Annotated in this window: 18 protein-coding genes, 1 tRNA gene and 1 pseudogene; 5 read left to right on the top strand and 15 right to left on the bottom strand. The window is 57.7% G+C overall.

Annotation, left to right across the window (positions count from 1 at the left end):
* Nucleotides 1-8: 8 nt before the first annotated feature.
* From KQ933_RS20605 to KQ933_RS20590, 4 genes are all read right to left on the bottom strand, one after another.
* On the bottom strand, nt 9-1820 hold the full coding sequence (locus tag KQ933_RS20605; protein WP_216756585.1) for an AAA family ATPase: 1812 nt from the start codon (nt 1818-1820) through the stop codon (nt 9-11).
* A 176-nt stretch (nt 1821-1996) separates the two neighbouring features.
* A complete protein-coding gene (locus tag KQ933_RS20600) occupies nt 1997-2374 on the bottom strand; it encodes a hypothetical protein (RefSeq protein ID WP_216756583.1) in 378 nt (125 codons plus the stop codon).
* Entirely contained in the window at nt 2375-3592 is a 1218-nt protein-coding gene (locus KQ933_RS20595) for a site-specific integrase (protein WP_216756581.1), read from the bottom strand.
* 337 nt (nt 3593-3929) lie between these two features.
* A complete protein-coding gene (locus KQ933_RS20590; RefSeq protein ID WP_216756580.1) occupies nt 3930-4400 on the bottom strand; it encodes a hypothetical protein in 471 nt (156 codons plus the stop codon).
* An 855-nt stretch (nt 4401-5255) separates the two neighbouring features.
* On the opposite strand from KQ933_RS20590, the gene KQ933_RS20585 reads away from it, so the two are divergent.
* From KQ933_RS20585 to KQ933_RS20575, 3 genes are all read left to right on the top strand, one after another.
* Nucleotides 5256-5711, top strand: coding sequence for a hypothetical protein (locus tag KQ933_RS20585; protein WP_216756578.1), 456 nt, complete (start codon nt 5256-5258; stop codon nt 5709-5711).
* Nucleotides 5712-5815: 104 nt separating this feature from the next.
* Nucleotides 5816-5892: transfer RNA gene (locus KQ933_RS20580), tRNA-Ser, on the top strand.
* Nucleotides 5893-6161: 269 nt separating this feature from the next.
* Complete coding sequence (locus KQ933_RS20575; RefSeq protein ID WP_007827331.1) at nt 6162-6368, top strand: hypothetical protein; 207 nt, start codon at nt 6162-6164, stop codon at nt 6366-6368.
* 108 nt (nt 6369-6476) lie between these two features.
* On the opposite strand, the pseudogene KQ933_RS20570 reads toward KQ933_RS20575, so the two are convergent.
* Nucleotides 6477-6635 (bottom strand): annotated as a pseudogene (locus KQ933_RS20570) (helix-turn-helix domain-containing protein); the annotation flags it as partial.
* An 826-nt stretch (nt 6636-7461) separates the two neighbouring features.
* On the opposite strand from KQ933_RS20570, the gene KQ933_RS20565 reads away from it, so the two are divergent.
* Nucleotides 7462-8382: a sialate O-acetylesterase gene (locus KQ933_RS20565; protein ID WP_216756576.1), complete on the top strand. Its 921-nt coding sequence runs from the start codon at nt 7462-7464 to the stop codon at nt 8380-8382.
* Between the two features lie 20 nt (nt 8383-8402).
* Here KQ933_RS20565 and KQ933_RS20560 read toward each other — a convergent pair whose 3' ends face one another.
* Both KQ933_RS20560 and KQ933_RS20555 read right to left on the bottom strand, forming a co-directional pair.
* Nucleotides 8403-9182, bottom strand: coding sequence for a hypothetical protein (locus tag KQ933_RS20560; protein ID WP_216756575.1), 780 nt, complete (start codon nt 9180-9182; stop codon nt 8403-8405).
* Nucleotides 9183-9544: 362 nt separating this feature from the next.
* Nucleotides 9545-10348 (bottom strand): methyltransferase, TIGR04325 family, encoded by an 804-nt coding sequence (locus KQ933_RS20555; RefSeq protein WP_216756573.1) that lies wholly within the window; start codon nt 10346-10348, stop codon nt 9545-9547.
* Nucleotides 10349-10837: 489 nt separating this feature from the next.
* On the opposite strand from KQ933_RS20555, the gene KQ933_RS20550 reads away from it, so the two are divergent.
* Nucleotides 10838-11818, top strand: coding sequence for a DUF72 domain-containing protein (locus KQ933_RS20550; RefSeq protein ID WP_216756572.1), 981 nt, complete (start codon nt 10838-10840; stop codon nt 11816-11818).
* Between the two features lies 1 nt (nt 11819).
* Here the strand turns inward: KQ933_RS20550 and pncB are convergent, their stop codons facing one another.
* From pncB to KQ933_RS20510, 8 genes are all read right to left on the bottom strand, one after another.
* Nucleotides 11820-13124, bottom strand: coding sequence for a nicotinate phosphoribosyltransferase (gene pncB, locus KQ933_RS20545; RefSeq protein ID WP_216756571.1), 1305 nt, complete (start codon nt 13122-13124; stop codon nt 11820-11822).
* A 178-nt stretch (nt 13125-13302) separates the two neighbouring features.
* A complete protein-coding gene (locus tag KQ933_RS20540) occupies nt 13303-13596 on the bottom strand; it encodes a hypothetical protein (protein ID WP_216756569.1) in 294 nt (97 codons plus the stop codon).
* Between the two features lie 87 nt (nt 13597-13683).
* Complete coding sequence (locus tag KQ933_RS20535; protein ID WP_216756568.1) at nt 13684-14643, bottom strand: glyoxylate/hydroxypyruvate reductase A; 960 nt, start codon at nt 14641-14643, stop codon at nt 13684-13686.
* A gap of 24 nt (nt 14644-14667) precedes the next feature.
* The gene (locus tag KQ933_RS20530) at nt 14668-16296 is read right to left on the bottom strand and encodes an ABC transporter ATP-binding protein (RefSeq protein ID WP_216756566.1); all 1629 of its coding nucleotides are present in this window, start codon (nt 16294-16296) and stop codon (nt 14668-14670) included.
* Nucleotides 16293-17438, bottom strand: a complete 1146-nt coding sequence (locus KQ933_RS20525; protein WP_216756565.1) for an ABC transporter permease — start codon at nt 17436-17438, stop codon at nt 16293-16295. The genes KQ933_RS20530 and KQ933_RS20525 overlap by 4 nt, the downstream gene beginning before the upstream one ends.
* Entirely contained in the window at nt 17438-18523 is a 1086-nt protein-coding gene (locus KQ933_RS20520) for a microcin C ABC transporter permease YejB (RefSeq protein ID WP_216756564.1), read from the bottom strand. The genes KQ933_RS20525 and KQ933_RS20520 overlap by 1 nt, the downstream gene beginning before the upstream one ends.
* Before the next feature lie 146 nt (nt 18524-18669).
* Nucleotides 18670-20505 (bottom strand): extracellular solute-binding protein, encoded by a 1836-nt coding sequence (locus KQ933_RS20515; RefSeq protein ID WP_216756562.1) that lies wholly within the window; start codon nt 20503-20505, stop codon nt 18670-18672.
* A gap of 108 nt (nt 20506-20613) precedes the next feature.
* The gene (locus KQ933_RS20510; RefSeq protein WP_216756561.1) at nt 20614-21249 is read right to left on the bottom strand and encodes a TetR/AcrR family transcriptional regulator; all 636 of its coding nucleotides are present in this window, start codon (nt 21247-21249) and stop codon (nt 20614-20616) included.
* Nucleotides 21250-21282: the final 33 nt, after the last annotated feature.

Here is a 21282-nt window from a genome sequence, read left to right as displayed (position 1 = left end):
TAATTCCATCAGCTCCTAGACAGAGCAACGAGTTGCTTTACGAAATGGATGAGGCCATCAAGGTGGGCGCGATCTGTCGCCAGGATCTCCTTTAAGATCCCGAAAGAGTGGACGCGCTTTGAGAATGTGAGCCGGGCGCCAGAAAGGCTATCGAACAGATCGCTTAGCATGTTCGCAGCGTCGACTTTCGCCAACCACTTTTCCTCCTGCAAGTCTCCCTTCCATTCCTTTACTGCTTTGTATTTCGCCGCACCGCTTTCGGCGCTCAAGAACGCTTCGACCGCTTCGACCGACACCGGCGCATCATCTAGCGACGCATTCATAACCGCAGCAATCGCGGCGGGGTGAAGCAGGTAGCATTCGAACATGCGTCGCGGCAGAAAGAGCAGCCGGTCTTTCGCGCGTCGCGTCAGATCCGTCATCTGCCCCTCGTTCAGCCCTTCTGCGTCGAAGGCAAAGGTAGCCGCGCCTGATAGAACGGACGCCGCGTTGCTCAAGCGATCGTAGATAGCGAAGATCAAGTCAGGGCGTGTGCGTTTCGCGGTGAAATCGCCTGTCGCGATGACGGCCGTAAACTGTGGTGTTCGCTGGTGCCGCTCGGCCGAGCTGTCGTCCCGCGTTTCCTCAAAGATATATGGAAAAGCGAGTTCCTCGGTCGGCCCCTCCACCCAAATGATCCGGTCTGATGCGAAAACATCCGTCATGGATACGCCAAGCTCGTTTGTGAGAACGCGCAATTGGCCGACGTTTTCGACATTTATTGGCACCACAGCCGAAGTGAAGTCCGTTTTCGTGACCAAATGGATGGTCGACGGCCTACAAGCTGATAGCACTTCGGGAGAGTGCGTCGAGATCATGTACTGATGTCCGCCGTAGTGACTTTCGAGAATTCTAACCAGGGCCTTGGCTGCCGCTGGATGCAGGAAACTGCTGATTTCGTCGATTACGATGACGGCATCTTCCATTGTCATCGCAACCGTCAGGATCGCAAGAACCTGAGAAAGACCAGTGCCGCTTGCATTCAAAGATGTAGCCAGTTCTCGATATTGTTGCTCAACGACCGGCCAAACAAGAATTTCAAGATCGGATGAGCCACTCTCGCTAGAAATGCTCAAGTTCCGGACGGTAGGGAAAATATCTCGCATGTGCTGCACAAGTGTCCGGAAGAGATCACCGCGATCGCCCTGCATTCGCATCAACACTGCAGGAAGGTTAGAAGCGTTCGGCAGGAGCATTGCCGACATATTAATCTGACACCTACCAACATTGGAACGTTGCGCATCAAAGAAGAAGACAGCCTCACCCCATCGCGCGTTTATCACATCAAGAAGTTCGACGTCTCTGGTGTTGTCGTACCCCGTAAATTCTGGACCATCCACTGTAGCCCTAAATCTGACCACCGTCGGACCTTCCCCGCGCGGAGGAGGCTTGTTGGTCAGATCATTGGTACCGTCTGCACGCCGGATTTTCGCAGCCCAACTCGCTTGCGAGAAGAAATCACTTACGACGCGAGAATAGTGCTCGCGATCGCCACCTAAAGTCCAGGCAAGTTCCCATCCGGCCTTTCGCCATGCACGCCACAATTCTATGCCCGAGAACTGGATTGTCGCATCTTGAATTGATGGGCGGAGATGCTCCGGTCGAAAGCTGTCGACATTGCGGTGAGGGCTTTGCTGAAGGCTCGGCCTAAAGCTTTGCAGCAACGCTGATTTGCCGGTATTATTTTGACCGACGAAGAAGTTAATCCCTTGCCCAAGCCGAATGATTTCGGTCTCTTCAAAGCTTGCGTACCCAAAAAGCTGCACGTCGGAAAATTTCACTTTTTCGATCCGTCGTTATCTAGCAAAAACAAGAAACCGAGTCGGCTCACGTGTCAATTGATCCGAGTATTCTACCGCGCTCGCAACCGGAAAAGAGCATTGGTTCTCCAAGGCAATTCTGATCCGGCTGTGGTCCCTACGGGTGTGGGATGCGATGGACGATTTTTGACCAATCGTTAAGGCAGGTTATTGCAGGCCCCGCTGCGCTGCGTGCCGCGGACGATCCATGCATCGGCGCCTGACGCCTTGCTGTCGTTCGTGGTGCGCACCAGCAGCTGGCACTGCGCGCTGCGCGTGATTGCCGGCGTGACGTTTGTCGCCGGCAGCGTCATGTAGACCGGCGCTGTCCTGAAGACGAAGACGCGGCCATCGCTGACCGGGTACGCGTCTTCCGGCGTCATGCCGGTGCCCGTCATGAACTGGCTGATCGACTGGCCATTGTATTGCGCCAGCCGGCCGTCAAGCATCGCGTCTATCTGCGCTTGGTGTTCGGCGGCGGTCTGGCAACCGGAAAGCGTCAGCAGGCCGAACAGGAATATCGATTGTCGATCCATTCACGTCCCCACGCGCCGCTTCATCGGAATGACGTTGTCGGTCTTTGGCTCGCAATAGTTCGCCCACGCCGTCATCAGCCGGCGGCGCTTTGCCAGCGCATCGCCGCGGCGGTATGCCTGTTCCGTCTCGTCACCCACGACATGGGAAAGAGCGGCTTCCGCGATCTCGCGCGGAAAGCTGGTTTCTTCGCCGCACCAGTCGCGGAAAGATGACCGGAAGCCGTGCACGGTGACGTCAACCTTCATCCGCCGCAGTACCATTTCCATTGCCATGCCCGATAGCGGGCGGCCCTTCTTTTTCTTCTGCTGGCCGGGGAAGACGTAGGCGTCGGGATTGGTACCGAAAAGCGCCATTTCGTCGAGGATAGCCAGCGCCCGCGGCGTCAACGGCACCCGGTGTTCGCGGAAGGCCTTCATGCGCTCCGGCGGCACGGTCCACACAGCTTCCTTGCGATCGATCTCCCGCCACTTCATTCCATACGTCTCGCCCGATCTGGCGGCGGTGAGGATCGTGTATTCGAGCGCCCTGGCGGCGACTGCTATTCGCTCGCGCAAAGCAGCCATGAAAGTCGGCACGTTCTTGTATGAAAGCGCGACGTGATGGCCGCGGACGAGCTTCTTCCGCTTCGGCAACAAGTTCTGAAGATTGCCACGCCATCGGGCGGGATTCTCGCCCGACCGATAGCCTTGGGCTTTGGCAGCGTCGAGCACACGCTCTATGCGGCCACGCACCCGAGAGGCTGTTTCCGATTTCGTCAACCAGATCGGTTTCAGAGCCTCAAGAACATCAGATGTCGTGATCTCGTTGACCACCTTCGACCGGAGCGGCTTCGCATATTCGCGCAATGTCATCTCCCATTGCGCAATATGCTTCGCGTTCCGGAAGGATGGCTTCATGGTTTCTATGAAGTCGTCTGCGCAATCACCAAAGGTCGGTATTTCGTCGATGACGGCCTTCTTCGCTTCGATCGGATCAATGCCGGCCTGCAGCTTCCGGCGCGCCTCGGCAGCCAGCTCTCGCGCGCTCGCCAGGGTTACGGTGTCAATGCCACCCAGGCCCATTTCACGCTGGCGATCATTTCGACGATACAGGAAGACCCACCGTTTGGCGCCGGACTTATCGACAACGAGATAGAGGCTACCGCCGTCGCTGTGACGACCGGGTTCCTTGATGCTGGTGACCTGCTTCGCGGTCAATTTATTGAGTGAGATCGCCACCCGCCTACCCCAACTTTTACCCTAACCACATGCCACGATAGTAACTGCTTGAAGGGTAACGCGAAATATGGGCGCCGGAAATAAGTTATTGTTTTCTATGTCTTAGGTATGTCAGTAGTTGTCATTATTTGGTAACAGTTTGGCGGACTCTCTGTCCGCCATTTTGTTTTACCCCGTCCGAACCCCTCCTAATACCTTGAATGGTAAGGTGGTTTTTGGGGTTCGAAATCCCGAATTCCGCAAATATGCCGGCGCTCGGCAAAGGCCAGTTTCAGCACTGTTTTCTTTGCTTCGATATTCTGAATCCTCTGAGTTCTTATTGGCGACCCAAGAGTTCTTATTGGCGAACCAATATTAATTGACTCCAGGCAAATTGTCCTTTCGCGCCGCAACCCTCGTCGTTGGCATTGCTACTATTAGCGGCAGGCGTCTTTGCAAAGTCAGCCGCGTCAGTCTCTGTGGTCGCATCAAAAACCTGTTGGCAATAAAAAAGTTTGCCATGATCTTCGTACCACTCAAATCGACTGAATTTCCCGGGGTTGAAGTCGTTTCCGACATCATTCTGAGTAATTAGAAAATTCTTTGAATTATCGACGTTACATACATGGAAGATCAGTTGACCTCCATCGGCAGCAATAAACCAAGCTTCACCACCGACCGAATGCCAACCTGCAAAATTGTCGATGTATAGTCCCGAAATCTCGGGGTCGTTGCCTTCAAGGCCAGAACAACTCCCCTGTGCCAATGCATTTCCGCAGCAAAGCATCATTGCCAGGAACGCAAATACCATACCGTAAAGAAGTTTCATTTCTATCGCCCCCCACCCGTGACATCAAATAGCTGCCCTACATAAGATGAAGCATTTTAAGCGGGCAGTCGAGTCCTTTGACAACCACCGGTCTGTCTAATAAAGAAGATTATTCCAGTATGACTTGAGTTGTTTGATACGCGTGAGCGTGCAACATCGGCCAGATTTTATTGAGAACTGAGAATGACGACGTTCTTCGAAACCTCACTTCAGTTGGGTGACACTCCTTCGGCTATTTTTTCCCCGACGCGCTTTACGTGGGATTGCAACTGCATTTGCCTGTGCGGCCTACGCGCATTCCGTCCAATAATGGCGACGTTATATTAGTCTTTGATACGTCGGCGATTGAGACACTTGCAGAATGGCAACGACATGAAGTGCAGATCGCCGGAGAGACAATAGGGTACCTTCAGGATGTAGCGGGAAATCCCACTGAGCAGCACAGGCTTACAATTCCTAAGGTGACGTTTGATCGGATAGCTGGCGGCCAGCACGTGCTTTCGATTGTGTGTGGCATGGCGCATCCAGCGTTGATCGACGACTTCGAACTGAAAAGAATCTCAGTTGAAGGAGCGGACATCAAGCTCGGATGGTCATAGAGTAACTATTCATTTCAGGAGCAGCCTGCCGGTCGTCGGCGTGAAAGCCGGCGGACGGAGCCGCTTCAGCAGGAATGTCACTTTTCCCGTTCTGCCGTAAAGCGATGTCCGCGAAGAAGTCGGATGCGAGGTAGGCGAAGTCGTCGGCACGCGCACATTGGTGTTCCAATGACTTGGCAATCGCTCAGTTTTGGTGGGTGGTTTCGGAGCCGATTCGATTCGACTCCGCAGTATGCGTTGTGGCATACTTCTCGCTATGGCACAGGTGACAAAATTTTCCCCGAAGTCCACAGACGCACGAGAAGAGTCGCTACCATCCGATTCCCAAAAGGTCGCGGACCAAATCAGAGCACTCTTGGAAAGCGTTCCCCAGGAAAGCCGAGAGGCTATCCTGGCGGCAATATCTGAATACGTCAGGCCCATCCCAATTGAGCGCGCAGGTGACGTGCTGGGAACCGTAGTAAGATTCGTGCAACGGAAGCAGCAAGTTACGGTCGAGGACGTCAAAGACGCCGTCCGGGAAGCCGGGCTCGATGCCACCCCGAAAGAAGTCTACAACGCTATCGGTTATTTAACGAGGAAGGGACATATGCGTCGTGTCGGCTACGGCCGTTACATCATCGACGGCGTCGAGTTTGTCACGTCTGACGACCTCGGCGGCGCGCCTTCGCGGCACGAGGACCCATACAGAACTGACGAGTCAAATCAGTGACTTGCGGAAGGAGGTCTAAAGTAGGATAATAGTCATACTAGGCAGAAGCTTTCGCGTCTGAACAGGTCTTCACCACCTATCCAGACGCTTGGCCGAAAGCCTAAGCGCTCGTAGCTCAGTTGGATAGAGCAGGTCCATGCTAAGTTCCCGGTCGCAGGTTCGAATCCTGTCGAGCGCACCATCCATCTACTAGCGCCCGCGAATGATAGCATTTGCGGGCGCAAGATGGAATCGTCTGCAGTAAAAAATATTTTTGTAGTTAACCGCATCAACCCGGCCGCGCTTGCGAATACTGGCTTCTGCGCGCGTAGAGATTCCTGGCGCCTATCTATCGGCAGCGGCGTATCTCACTCCCTCAGTGGTCCACAACACCATCCGAACACGATAAGCTGCTCCAAGCTTTCAGCGCATAACCACTTCATTGCCAACGACGCAGAGGGGAGACCAGCAATGACGAATTTCAAGGCTGAAGACGAAGCGATCGGGACGATCATCCTGGTGGAGGAACTGTTTCAAAGCCTGGTCAAGTCCGGCATCGTGCCTGCGGCCGTTATGGCGGATGTCGTGCGGGGCGCGGTTGCGAGGCTGGATACGACCGATCATTTCGGCGCGGGCGCGGCTGTTCGCCACTATTTCGAAAGTTGGCTGTCGAAGTAGATCATCTTCGCTGGGTGCATAGGGTGCAGGATATGTAGGGCAGTTTTCGCCGCTCTACATGAATTGTCAGATTCAGTTCCTGTCATGTCACCGTCTGGCATAACGCACCGGCCGCCGCGATCGATCCGTCAGGGCCTCCGGCCCGTCCTCCTTGTAGCGGTTGAAGATCTTGTAGCCAGTCTTGCGCGAGATGCCGAAATCCCGGCACACCTCGCTCATCCCTTCGCCCTCCAGCAAACGGGCGACAAATCGAAGACGCTCATCCATGACCGAAGTCTCTCTCCACGGCATCAACACCTCCCGATCAAAATCGAAAAGTGTAACCCATGTCTCCGGTACAAAACGTCACCTATCTTTCAGGTCTGGCAATGCTGTTTTTGTTTGTTTTTATCCTACAGGCAAAGGCATCCCTACCGCGATCCCACTTTGCTGGATGTTGACCAGCGAGGTCGCCTCATGAAGCTCGACAAGGAAATCCTGAAGGTAGCCAAGAAAGAGGCCGTGGAGCGTGTCGCCGCGATCTGACCGCTCAATAACTGCAGGATAGCGCGTTGGTCGGCCTGAAGCCGTGGCTACATGCCGGATTCACGGAATGCCCGGGCTGGTATTGAAAATCCGGACTATTTGCAGCCTGGTGCGGCGTGCAAGCCGAAGCTATGGCGGTTAGCCCTATCAGCATTCCGCTCATCACAAGTGTTCGAAGTCTGCCGATCATGGTTACCTCCCGATCTGAAGAAGCTGTTTTGACTTCAGCAGCATTGTCATGCCACCATTGCATCAGCAATTGCTTAAAATGCCGCCTGCCGAAGCCGCTGCTGCGGCCGCGATCCACGGCGTAGTCCGCACCACCCCGCCAAGCTCACGGGGCTCACCGCGCACGGCAGCCTTTTGTCCTAGCTTGCCGGGAAGCTAGAATATCCCTGCTGCCGGATGATGTGGCTAAGGCCTCATCCTTTGGCGCACGGGCGCGGAATCTGGCATCGGCTCCGAATGAATTCCCTGTCTTGCCAGTGCGGATGAAATATGTTGGATACATCTGAATATGCTACCATGAATTGCGGTGGCTGGAGCGCGGCAACGGAGGCGCACAGACATGATTCACAAATGGTGGTCATCCCTGCGGTCATTAAAATGGGATGCTTGGCTTGGTATCGCGCTCGTGCCGGTCATGCTGTTCGTGGGAGCCGCGACTGACTATCACCGCAACCCAATTCCAAAAGCCTATTACATAGCCCCTCCGCAAAGCGTTATCCCGGGAGCCGATCCTTTCCTCGACCTGACGGACCGAGTGGAAGTGCCAACAGGCAATCTCGCAAGAACCGCCGTTCTTGTTTTCGTCGGCCAAACGAGCGTCAACAACATCCCGACACCGTATGTCCCAGTCAACGGGAATATCGATCAACTCAACATCTACGACGGCAAGCTTTACAGGGCGAAGGACCCGCTGCTGGGTATCAATGTCGCCGGCAGCGCCGTCACCGACAAGCGCGGGACCTGGATGATGCGAATGGCCGATAAGCTCATCGCTGACGGGCATTACGACCGCGTCATTCTCGTCCCGATGGCGGTCGGCGCTACGCGTGTCGATCAATGGGCCGACCCGTTCACCTGGCCGTTCCTGGGGCACAACATCAGCGTGGTCGGTCGCAGGATGCGTGATGCGGGTCTTCCATGTACCGCTATCATGTGGGGTCAGGGCGAAAGCGACACGATCGTCAACACACCCGAAGCCTTCTATGCCGCCAGTCTGCAGAAGGTGATTGCGGAGTTCAAGCGGGTTATCCCTGGATGCCCGTTTCTCGTCGCACGCGAAGCATATTTCAATGGCAAAACGAACAGGGGCGTTCTGGCAGCACAGGCTTCGGTCGTCGACAACCAGACCGTGTTTGCCGGCGAGGACGTTGAATCGATTGGCTCCGCTGATCGCTACGACAATACGCAGCTGAATGAAGCAGGCGCAGAAAAGCGCGCCACGCTGGCCGTTGCAGCCTTAAAGGCCGCGTTGGACCTCTGAAAATGCCACCACCCCATCCTTCAGCGGATGGAACGTGCGACGGTAATTCGCGTAAACAGCAAGTCAGCACCGTATGAATCCGATGCAATGGCGCCACTGTTTTTCCCCCCCTCCCGATGGAGCAACTTGAAACCTTGCGCTTCTGCCATCTCGTGTATGATCTGCTCCGAAATGGTTTGGTGAGGATACTGGATCCAACCGTCCGAGAATCCCTCAGGTATCGCCCCGGCACCGTTGTCGAACAACCTTGATTTCTGAACAGTGTAAGCAGGTCGGTACGAAAACGCATTTCTTGCGAGGAAGGCAACTTGTCTCGTGCGGGACAGCGCTTCCCTCCATATGAGATATGGTTCCTTTAAGTATTGGAGCGTACCACTGCTATAGAACACATCGAAGGTGTCCGGCAGCGTGTCGGCAAAGCTTATCCCAGGCCTGAGTTCTCTTGCTGCTGCAACAAGTGCGGCATTTTCCACGACCGTAAATTGGCAATGAGGAAGCTTCTGTTTAATCACCATGCAGAATTCGCCGGTAGAGCCGCCAAAGTCGACGAAAGAGGACGCTCCCTTTATACTCTCGACGAACTCCGGCGAGGGATTGACCATAGCTGCCTCAAGGCCCTCGTTCCTCTTGGCGCGGGCGATGCGGAATGCGGTCAAACTTTCAGACGCATAGCTTTCGTTAGCTGCCTCCACTGCAGCAGCCCAATTTGGATAGTGCGTAGGCGGATCGCGCCATTTCACAACGGCCGTTTTCACGCTTGCCGGCACGATCGATTTCGCAAGTCTAACTAGATATTTCATTCCCGCTCCCCCCTAGTGCGTCTCTGTCAGAGGTAGTGGAGGGTGGCGAAAAGCCCATGAGAATTCGCTAATATTTACCAATCACGTTGCGTCGACCGCGGGCACGTCGTGATGACGAGCCATTAGAAGTGGTTGATCTGGGAAGACGCTGTGGCACACAATTACAATGTCCTCAGTCACTTCTCGTTCCGAGGCCAAGATTTAGGACCTTGGATTCGAAGGTTAAATCGTGCGGCGACGTCGCGCTTCCTTCCACACGGCAGTTCAAATCGCCAGCGGGCTTGACTCGCCACCTTCATCGGCGAGCACAGTTTTGCCGAGAGCTAGCGCAGATGATAACAACGCATCGGTGGAGGATTCCGCTACGGAACCAGGTGATATCCGAAATACTCGCACGGCTTTCCGTCGAGCGGATTGGTATATTCAGCATGACGCCAGGTCGCGAGCTGGCGGCGGGAAGACAAGCTTTGCTCGATTGACGCCCGCGAGAAGAACCAATGAGGGATCGACATCTCAGCCAGAGAAGGAGAAACATATTCGACTGTCAGGCGGTCTTCGTCACTCTCTGCGATCGGAATCAACGGGAAGATGAAGTGTTTCCCTTCGATCGAAAGAAGCCTCCTGATGGCATCATGCGGATCGGCAAGGACCTGAAACACACCGCTTGCAATGATGACGTCTGCGGGCGCACTTGCGTCCAGTTTGTCGGCAAAGGAGAGTTCGTCGCTTGCGAATTCCTCGCTCGCGACCTGCGACGTTCTCGGAAGATCCACAACTCGCCAGCGCAACTTGTACCTACTCGGCAGCAGCTTGCGAACATGGAAATAGTGTGCACCCATCGCGCCGCCGTAGTCGATGACCCTGGTAGTGCTCGATCCCAAGTCTGCTGTCGCCAGGAAGAACGAGGAGAAAAACGGCGCCAGGTGAGGTGAAATGTCAACCCGACCGGAGTCCCTCACCTTCTTCGTATTCTGCCGGGTAACTTCGAGAATACCGTCAGACTGATAGTCTTTGTCGCAATCCGCCAGGGCTTCACCGTAGCTGGAATAGTTGCCGAAGAAGCCGACGCGAGGAACGACAACCGCGTCATCTGCGCGGCGTCGAAGCTTCCTTGCTGCACGAAGGACCACCGGCGGTGTAAGTTCTTTTGCTAGAGCCTTCCACAATTCAAGTATCCTCCCCCAGAGTAGAAGAACTTGTGAAGTTGACGCAGAAAGATGTCAATTAGATTATTCTGATATAATAATATAACTATGTTACTCAGCAGGAGATGATGGGGCGGTGCGGAGGCGCACTAAGCAGCATTGCGCACTCGCGCAACGCCTGACCGCATCGGAGGGGCAGGCCCGCGAAGACCGGTTCGCAAGGCATTCGTGGAGGCTGCGCGAGATGTCAGAATTTCAGTGCTCCCGGACGACCTGTCATTTCAGCAAAAAGCCGCGCCCCGCCGCCGTAACGGCCCGCCGTCTGCAGGCGAACATTTGCCGCGCGGATACGGCCGGACCTTAGCAAGGATATAATCACAGAGCCCGTCAGCATGAGGGGAGCGGCGAAGCCGACCGGCTGATATTTGCTGACGACGATGCGAGCCGCTGCCGGCCAGGCGACGCTTTTTTCATTTGGGAACAAGAACGCACCGGCACCGTTCCCTTTCCATGGCAAAGACAGGCACGATCCGCATCGGCATATCGGGATGGACCTATACGCCCTGGCGCGGTGTCTTCTATCCCGAGGGACTGACCAGGAAGAGCGAGCTTGCCTTTGCCTCGCGGCAGTTTCCCTCCATCGAGATCAACGGCACGTTTTATGGGCTGCAGAAGCCGGATGCTTTCGCCAGTTGGCGCGATGAAACGCCTGACGGATTCGTCTTTTCGGTGAAGGGCTCGCGCTACATCACCCATCTCAAGCGGCTGCGAGGCGTCGAGACGCCGCTTGCCAATTTCCTCGCCTCGGGCCTGCTGCGACTGGGGCCGAAATTAGGGCCGATCCTCTGGCAATTTCCGCCAAGGCAGAAATTCGATGCCGAGCTCTTCGACCATTTTCTGGCAATGCTGCCAAGGGATACGGATGCTGCGGCCGATATGGCGGAACGGCACGACGAACGGCTCGACGGCCGCGCCTGGACGACGAGCGAGAGGACGCAGCCGATGCGTCATGCGCTGGAAATCCGTCATGATAGTTTCTGCACGCCTGAGTTCATCGAACTGCTGCGCAAACACAAGGTGGGGCTGGTGGTTGCCGATACGGTGGAATGGCCGCTGCTGATGGATGTGACGGCGGATTTCGTCTATTGCCGCCTGCATGGGCCCGAGCAGCTTTATGTCAGTGGCTATGATGACGAAGCGCTTGTTCGCTGGGCTGCACGCATCGATGCCTGGACGCATGGGATCGAGCCCGATGATGCGAAACGCGTCGAGCCGCCGCTGAAACGCTCGGCCAAGGGCCGCGATGTCTATGTCTATTTCGACAATGACGTGAAGGTACGCGCTCCCACCGATGCCCGTTCGCTCGCCGGGAAGCTCGGCGTCGCGCTGCCGCCGGATGACAGTGTTGCCGTCAAACCGACACGCCGTGGCGGCAGGACGGTGGTCGAGGAGCCGCGCCAGCACTGGCCGGCGTTGCGGTCGGGACCCTGATTTAGACCAGCACGGCCTGATCGGTGCGATCCTCGGTGCCGAAGAATTGCAGGTAGCGCTCGACCTCGGCCGGTTCGCCGGTCGCCTTCTGGGGATTGTCCGAAAGCTTGACGGCCGGGCGGCCATTGGCGTCGCTGACCTTGCAGACGATGGAAATCGGCAGGAAGTCGGAACTGTCGTTCGGCGCGCAGCCGGCGAAATCATTCGTCAGGTTTGTGCCCCAACCGAAGCTCATGCGGACACGGCCCTCGAAATGCCTGTAGGTGTCGATGATCGCATCGACATCGAGACCGTCGGAGAAGATCAGAAGCTTCTGTCGGGGGTCGCGGCCCATCTTCTTCCACCAGTCGATAATCTTTTCTCCGCCTTCGATCGGCGGGGCGCTGTCCGGGCGGAAGCCGGTCCAGTCGGCCACCCATTCCGGCGCATCGCGCAGGAAGGCGGCGGTTCCGAAGGCATCCGGCAGCACGATCAGCAGGTTGCCGCCGTAGAGCTTGTTCCAGTCGCGCAGCACCTTGTAGGGCGCGTTCTTGAGCTGCTCGTCCGTCTCTGCAAGCGCTGCGGCGACCATCGGCAGCTCGTGGGCATTGGTGCCAACGGCTTCGAGATCGGAATCCATAGCCAGCAATACATTGCTGGTGCCAGTAAAGGCTGGGCCGATGCCTTCCTTCAGCGCTTCCACGCACCAGCGCTGCCAGAGAAAGCTGTGGCGGCGGCGGGTGCCGAAATCGGAAATACGCAGGCCCGGCAATTCCTTAAGCTTTTCCACCTTGGCCCACATCTTGGCCTTGGCGCGGGCATAGAGAACATCGAGCGTGAAAGGCCCCATCGCCTTCATGGCTGCGCGCGAGCGCATCTCGTTGATGATGGCGAGCGCGGGGATTTCCCACATGGTCGTTTCCTTCCACGACCCATGGAAATCGAGCACATATTGCCCGTCTTTCTTGGAAAGCTCGTATTCCGGCAACTGGAAATTGGAGAGCCAGGCCAGGAATTCCGGCTCGAAGATCTGGGCGCGGCCATAGAAGCTGTTACCGGCAAGCCAGATCATCTCCTTCTTGGCGAGCCTCAGCGTGCGCGCATGATCGAGCTGCTCGCGCAGTTCGCCCTCGTCGATCTGTTCTGCGAGGCGCACGCGTTTGGTGCGGTTGATGAGGGTGAAGGAGGCATTGACGTCGGGATAGAGCTTCCAGATCATCTGCAGCATCAGGAGCTTGTAGAAATCCGTATCGATCAGACTACGCACGATCGGATCGAGTTTCCAGGTATGATTATAGACGCGCCTTGCGATATCGGTCCTGGCCATGAAGCTCCTGCCTGTCCGTCAATCCGGTCAGGTGCGGCCGTCTTGCAGCCGGCGCACGAAACCGGCTCGTGCGCCTTCTTATCGAAAAATAGATCGGCAAAGTCCAGAAAAAACAACAGGCAACGTCCCGTAGCGGGAATGGCTGCGGGACGTCATTTAAATGCCAGCTATCGGATCGCTATTGTGCCGGTGCAGCGGGCTGACTTGGGGCAGCGCCGCCATTCTGCTGCTGGGATTCCGGAACCTGCGACTGCATCTCTTGACCGGGCTGCTGCGGGGCAACGTCATCTGCTTCCTTCTGGCCCCAGATCTCGACTGGAATCCATATGAGAAAGGCCAGCACCAGCGCGGCAATCAGCACGGCCAGGATGCGATAGCCCATGCGACCCTGCCTGGCCTTGAGCGACGAAACCTGGGCTTCTTCATGAAGCTTCTGATCGGACTTTCCCCAACGCGTTCCCATATGCGCCATGATCGTCTCCTTCCGGTAAACCGCAAGCCAAGCCTGCAGTGCTTCTGGAAAGAAACGAGAAGCGATGGTGGATGGTTCCGAAAGAGGTCAGTATCCCGTTTTGCGATCGACGACGAACTGCAGCGGCTCGCCGCGTTCGAAGCGGGCTATCTGGCTCTCGACATGACGGAAGAGCGCATTCTCTTCGGAAGTCGCGGCGTCATGCGGCGTGATGAAGACGTTCTCCAGATGCCAAAGCGGATCATCCGCCGGCAGCGGTTCGACCTCGAAGACATCGAGCGAGGCACCGCCGAGCACGCCGCTTTCAATCGAGGCGACGATATCGGCCTGGATCTGGCTCTTGCCGCGACCCGCATTGATGAAGACCGGCTTGCCGAGCGCGCCGCCCTGGCGAAGCTTGGCGAAGAAGGCCTTGTCGTAGAGACCCGTGGTGTCAGGCGTCAGCGGCAGCAGTCCGACGACGATATCGGTCTTCGACAGGAACGTATCGAATTCCGAACCGCCGAATGTTTCGATGCCGTCCACCTGCTTCTTCGAGCGCGACCAGCCGATCACATTGAAACCCATAACGCGCAGCTTGGTGGCGGCATCCTGGCCGAGAATGCCGAGACCCATGACACCGACCGTCACTTCGGCGGCTTCCGGCGGGACGCGCTTGCCCCAGACACGGTCGCGCTGATGCCGGTCATGCTCGCGCTGCAGGCGCAGATGCATGAGGCACTGCATGACTACCCATTCGCTCATGCGCGTCGTCAGGCTGCGATCGACGAAACGGACGATCGGAATGTCAGGCAGATCGGCAATGGACAGGATGCTGTCGACCCCGGCGCCGCCGGAAAAGAGTACCTTCAGGTTCGGCGCGCGCTGGAAGATATCGGCATCCGGCTTCCAGAGCAGCGCATAGTCCACGCCTGTCAGGTCGAGCCCCTTGCTGGCGAGATCGGCGGCATTGATGCTGCCGCGATCGGCAAAGGCGGTCTTCAGGATGCGGGCGGTGCTTTCGGGATCGAACTTGAGGTCGACGAGAATGGGAGGCCTTGATGACATGATCTTCTTTACGGCTGGCAGTTTTTATTGCTGAACTGCTGGTGTCGGCACCGCCTCGATATTGAAGGCGGCTGCCATCAGCGCTTTGGTATAATCATCTCTGGGCGCGCGGAAAATCTCCGATGACGGCCCCTGCTCCACGACCTTGCCGAAACGCATGACGATGACATCATTGGCGAGCGCCTTGACCACCCTCAGGTCGTGGCTGATGAAGAGATAGGCGAGATCGTGCTTCTTCTGCAGGTCGCGCAAGAGGTCCACGACCTGCGCCTGCACGCTCATGTCGAGCGCCGAGGTTGGCTCGTCGAGCATGACGAAGCGCGGCTTCAAGACCATGGCACGGGCAATTGCGATGCGCTGGCGCTGGCCGCCGGAGAATTCATGCGGGAAACGCCAGCGGGTGAGCGGATCGAGGCCGACTTCTTCGAGCGCCCAGCAGACGCGCTGGTCGCGCTCCTCGGCGGAGAGAGACCGCTCATGCACTTTCAGGCCTTCGGCGACGATATCCCCGACCGACATGCGCGGGCTCAGCGAACCATAGGGATCCTGGAAGACGACCTGAAGCTGGTTGCGCAGCGGCCGCATATCCGTGAATGAATAGCTCGCTATATCTTTTCCGACGAAGGAGATGCGCCCTTTCGAGGAGATGAGACGCGTCAGCGCCAGCCCGAGCGTGGTCTTGCCGGAGCCGGATTCGCCGACGACGCCGAGCGTCTGCCCGGCTCTGAGCGTCAAATCGATGCCATCGACGGCCTTCACGTGATCGACGACCTTGCGCATGAAACCGGCCTTGATCGGGAACCAGACCTTGATGTCATTGCCTTCCATGACAACCGGCTTGGAGGGGTCTGTCACCGGCGGTTCGCCGCGCGGCTCTGAGGCGAGCAGGTGGCGGGTGTATTCGTGCTGCGGACTGGTGAAGACCTCTTCCACCGGCCCGGTCTCGACGATCTTGCCCTTGGTCATGACGCAGACGCGGTCGGCAAATTTGCGCACGATGCCAAGGTCGTGGGTGATGAAGAGCATGGACATGCCATGCTCGCCCTTCAGCCTGCGCAGGAGTTCGAGGATCTGCGCCTGGACCGTGACGTCGAGGGCGGTGGTCGGTTCGTCGGCGATCAGAAGCTCCGGACGGTTGGCGAGCGCCATCGCGATCATCACACGCTGACGCTGGCCGCCAGAGAGTTCATGCGGATAGGCTTTCAGCCGTTTTTCCGGCTCGCGGATGCCAACCTGGTTCAAGAGTTCCAGCACGCGGGTGCGCGCCGCCTCCCCGGTCAGGCCCTGATGCAACGCCAGGATTTCGGCAATCTGCTTTTCGATCGTGTGGAGCGGATTGAGCGATGTCATCGGCTCTTGGAAGATCATGGTGATGTCGTTGCCGCGCACTTCACGCAGTTCGCGGTCGGAGGCCTTCAAGAGATCCTTGCCCTTGAAGAAGATCGCGCCGCCAGGATGACTTGCCGAGGGATAGGGCAGAAGCCGCAGCACCGAATTGGCTGAGACCGACTTGCCGGAACCGGATTCGCCGACGAGCGCGACGACCTCGCCCTTCCCGATATCGAAGGAGATGCGGTCGACGGCAAGCGACGTTTCGCCGCCCTGGTGGAAGGCGACCGAGAGATCGCGGACGGAGAGGAGTGTTTCACTCATTGGAACGTCTTTCTCGGATCGAAGGCATCGCGCACCGCCTCGCCGATGAAGATCAGCAGCGAGAGCATGATCGACATGGTGAAGAAAGCCGTCAGCCCGAGCCATGGCGCCTGAAGATTGGCCTTGCCCTGGGCGATCAGCTCGCCGAGCGAAGGAGAGCCCGGCGGCATGCCAAAGCCTAGGAAGTCGAGCGAGGTCAGGGTGGTGATCGAGCCCGAGAGGATGAAGGGCAGGAAGGTCAGCGTCGCGACCATCGCATTCGGCAGCATATGCCGCCACATGATGGTGTGGTTGTTGACGCCGAGCGCCCGGGCGGCCCGGACATATTCGAAATTGCGGGCACGCAGGAATTCGGCGCGCACGACGCCGACGAAGCCCACCCAGGAGAAGAGCAGCATAATGCCGAGCAGCACGAAGAAGCCGGGCGGCAGGATGGCGGCGATGATGAGCAGGATGTAGAGCACCGGCATCGAGGACCAGATCTCGATGAAACGCTGGAAGAGAAGATCCGTCCAGCCACCGAAATAGCCCTGGATGGCACCGGCCGTCACACCGATGACGGCCGAGCAGATGGTGAGCACCAGGCCGAAGAGAACGGAAATGCGGAAGCCATAGATGACGCGGGCAAGAACGTCGCGGGCCTGATCGTCGGTGCCGAGCCAGTTGAGATTGCCGAGCCTGCAGCCGGGATCGTTGACGCCCTGCGGGTAGGCCGAGCAGCGCTCCTCCGACGACATCAGCCAGAAAGGGGCGGTCGGGGCCGAATGCGGGATGTTGGAATTGACCGACTGGTAGGAATAGCGGATCGGCGGCCAGATCATCCAGCCATTGGCATTGATCTCATCCGATATGACGGAGGAGCGGTAGTCCGTCTCGGCCAGGAAGCCGCCGAACTTCTCTTCGGGATAATCGATGACGACAGGGAAAAGGATCTCGCCCTTGTAGGAGGCGATGATCGGCTTGTCGTTGGCGATGAACTCGGCAAGCAAGCTGAGTACGAAGAGGACGAGAAACAGCCAGAGCGACCAGTAACCGCGCCTGTTGGCCTTGAAATTCCGCCAGCGGCGGATGTTGGTCGGCGACAGCAGACCTTTCCGTGGAGGACGGACGGGCGCTGTCGTCGGGTTTGCGGCGACATCCATCAGACGTCCCTCCGCTCGAAATCGATGCGCGGATCGATCCAGGTGTAGATCAGGTCGGAGATCAGGCCGACGAAGAGGCCCAGCAAGGAGAAAATATAGAGCGTTGCAAAGACGATCGGATAGTCGCGGTTGACGACCGAGAGGTAGCCGAGGCGGCCGAGACCATCGAGCGAGAAGATGTTCTCGATCAGGAGCGAGCCTGTGAAGAAGGCGGAGATGAAGGCGCTGGGGAAGCTTGCGATGACGATCAGCATGGCATTGCGGAACACGTGACCATAGAGCACCTGCCGCTCGTTCAGGCCCTTGGCACGCGCGGTGACGACATATTGCTTCTTGATCTCGTCGATGAAGGAATTCTTGGTCAGAAGCGTCGTCGTGGCGAAGGATGCCAGCGACAGCGAGATCAACGGCAGCGTGAGATGCCAGAAATAATCGAGCGGTTTCTGCCACCAGGCAAGCTGGTCGAAATTATCCGAGACCAGGCCGCGCAGCGGAAACCAGTCATAGAAGGAACCGCCGGCGAACAGCACGATCAGCAGGATGCCGAACAGGAAGCTCGGCACGGCATAACCGACGATGATGACGCCTGACGTCCAGACATCGAAGGAGGAGCCGTCCTTGACCGCCTTGCGGATGCCGAGCGGAATGGAGATGGCGTAGGAAAAGATCAGGATCCAGATGCCGAGCGAGATCGAGACCGGCAGCTTCTCCTTGATGAGATTGAGCACGGTCGTGTTGCGGAAGAAGCTCTCGCCGAAATCGAAGCGGATGTAATTCCACATCATTTCGCCGAAGCGGGTCAGCGGCGGCTTGTCGAAACCGAACTGCTTTTCCAGCTTGGCGATGAGTTCGGGATCGAGGCCCTGGGCGCCGCGATATTTCGAGCCGGCATCGTCGAATTGCTGGCCCACATCGCCACCGCCGCCGAGGCGCTGGTCGGCGCTGTCGGCCTGTCCGGTCAATTGGGCGATCACCTGCTCGACGGGACCGCCGGGGGCAAACTGCACAACGATGAAGGAAATTGCCATGATACCGACGATCGTCGGGATCATCAGGAGCAAGCGGCGAAGGATATAGCCCCCCATCAGCGCCCGCCGATCCGGTAGACAGCCGCGATGCTGCGACGTTCAGATTTCGCCAATTCCCAACTTTCCTCTTGTTCGCCCTCGTCGGCTATCGCCTGATTCGCGCATAATTTGGACGCCCGCGGCCATCGAAGGCAAGGATTTCCTTATCTGCCGGCGCTGGTCGACCACCACACGCCGGGCATGCCGAGCCCATATTCGGGCAATTCCGCCGGATGCGTGATGCTGTTCCAATAGGCAAGGCGCGAAGTGCGCGAGCCATAACTCGGCACGACGATGTGTTTGGCGAGCAGAACGCGGTCGAGCGCCCGCGTCGTCGCTACCAGCTCGTCGCGATCCTTGGCGAAGATCACCTTCTTGATGAGCGCATCGAGACCTGGATCGCTGATACCGCTGTAATTTTGGGATCCTTCGCGCTTCGCGGCGTCGGAACCCCAGTATTCGGCCTGCTCATTGCCGGGATTTATGGTTTCGCTCCAGCCATTGTACATGACGTCGAAATCGCGTGAGCGCCAGCGGTTGGTGAATTGCGACGGTTCGACGCTACGCACGCTTGCATCGATGCCGATCTTCTTCAGGTTCTGCGAGAAGGCGAGCGCGACGGGCTCGATGGTCGGCCCGTTGAGCAGGATTTCGAAGGAGAGCGGCTGGCCGGTCTTCACATTGACCATGCGGTTGCCCTTCAGCTCGTAACCCGCTTCCTTCAGCATGCCGATCGCGGTGCGCAGGTTGTCGCGCAGCTTGGCCGGGTCGCCGCCAACCGGATTGGTATAGGGCTTGGTAAAAACCTCCGGCGGAACCAGGTCCTTGACCTCGTTCAGGATTTCGAGTTCGCGGCCTTGCGGAAGGCCGGTGGAGGCAAGCTCGGTGCGGAAGAAGAAACTGTCGATCCGCTCATAGGAGCCATAGAAGATCGTGCGGCGCAGTTCCTCGAAATCGAAGGCATAGTTCAACGCCTCGCGCACCCTCTCGTCGGCAAACTTGTCTCGGCGCAGGTTGAAGATGAAGCCAACCATGACTCCGACCTTGCGCCACTCGTTTTCGACTTCCTCGCGCTTGACGCGGCCGTCCCTGACGGCCGGGAAGTCATAGGCGGTGGCCCAGCGCTTGGCGGCGTTTTCCCACCAATAGTCGGTATTGTTCGAGCGGAAGGCTTCGAACATCACGTCGCGATCGGCAAAATAGGTATATTCGATTGCGCCGAAATTGTTCTGGCCGACATTGACGTTGAGGTTCTTGCCCCAATAGTCGTCACGCAGCTCGTAGCGGATCTTCGAGCCCGGCGTCACCGAAACCATCTTGTAGGGGCCGGAGCCCATGGGAATTTCCAGCGAGGTGCGGGAGATGTCGCGCGGCTTGCCGTCTGCGCCATTCGCCTCCCACCAGTGCTTAGGCACGATCACCAGTTGGCCGACGATCTGCGGCAGTTCGCGATTGTTGGGTTCGTCGAAACTGAAGGTCACCTCGCGATCGCCGGTCTTTTCGGCCGACTTCACGTGGCGATAATAGAACTCCATCTGCGGATCGTTTTTCTTCGCCTGCTCGAAGCTGAAAACGACATCCTCCGGCGTCACCGGCTGGCCGTCGGCCCATTTGGCTTCGATGCGCAGGCGGAAGGTCGCCGAGGTCAAGTCATCCGGATATTTCACGCCTTCAGCCAACAGGCCGTAGGACGACGACAACTCGTCGAGCGCCGGGGTCAGCAGCGTATCGAACACTGTGGCCAGACCGGCGCCCACCTCTCCGCGCGCAAGCAATGGGTTCAGCGTATCGAAGTTACCTTCGTCCGAAAGACGCAGGGTGGCGCCCTTCGGCGCCAGCGGGTTGACATAGTCGAAATGATCAAAACCCTGGGGATGCTTGAGATCGCCGACCGTCGCAATCCCGACCCGCCATCCATCCGCGTCCTGTGCAAAAGCCCCGAAGGCGAGAAACAGAGACGTTGTCGCAGACAGAAGAAATTTCGGCGTCCAAGATGCCATTCACCAAACCCCTTGTTCTTTTTTGCATTGTCGAGAATACGGGAAATACTGGCAAAAAACAGAAAAGAGTTCCGTTTTTATGCTGCTCGCGAAATTTGACCTGATCGCTCACGTGCAGGGCGTCACTTCCTCGAGACGCTTGCGGAGCATGCGTCGCAGCTCCCCGACCAGCCGCGGATCGCCGGAACCATCGGGGTCATTGGCGGCTGCAACGACGATGCGCAGAAGCTCCAGCACGAGGGCGCCCAGCAGATCGACATCGCGCTCGACCGACGGTTCGGCATTCTTCAAGAGCCCCGTGATGCTGGCGCGAAGCTCCGCACGCGATTTTGCCTTGCGCTCCTTGGGCACATCGCGGCGCGCGGCGAGAGCGGGAAATTCCGGATGATCCTCGATGAAGCGGCCGAACCGCGTGAAGATCGCATCGCCGATCTCGGCAGCACTCCTGCCGCGGGTCTTCTCCGCGAGTTCGGCAAGGGCGCCGTTCAGCTGTTGCAGGCGGTCGATGTGCAGCGCTTCGGCAAGCAGAAGTTTGGTCGGAAAGAACTGATAGAGCGAACCGATCGAGGAATTGGCGGCTGCGGCAATCTCCGTCATGGTCGCGGCATCGTAGCCCTTTTCGAGAAAAACCCGAGCCGCCGCTTCGAGGAGAACAGCGACGCGCTCATGGCCGCGCTGACGTTTTGGCACACGGGTTTGTGGTTCAGGGCTTGATTTTTGTGAGGCTATCCTCGTATTTGTCATTGTGAGGACACCCTCATATTTTCCTTCCCTGGA

Source organism: Rhizobium sp. WYJ-E13 (assembly GCF_018987265.1).
GTDB lineage: Bacteria > Pseudomonadota > Alphaproteobacteria > Rhizobiales > Rhizobiaceae > Rhizobium.
Note: the sequence above shows the minus strand (reverse complement) of the source record. Positions and strands in the feature narration are given on the sequence as shown.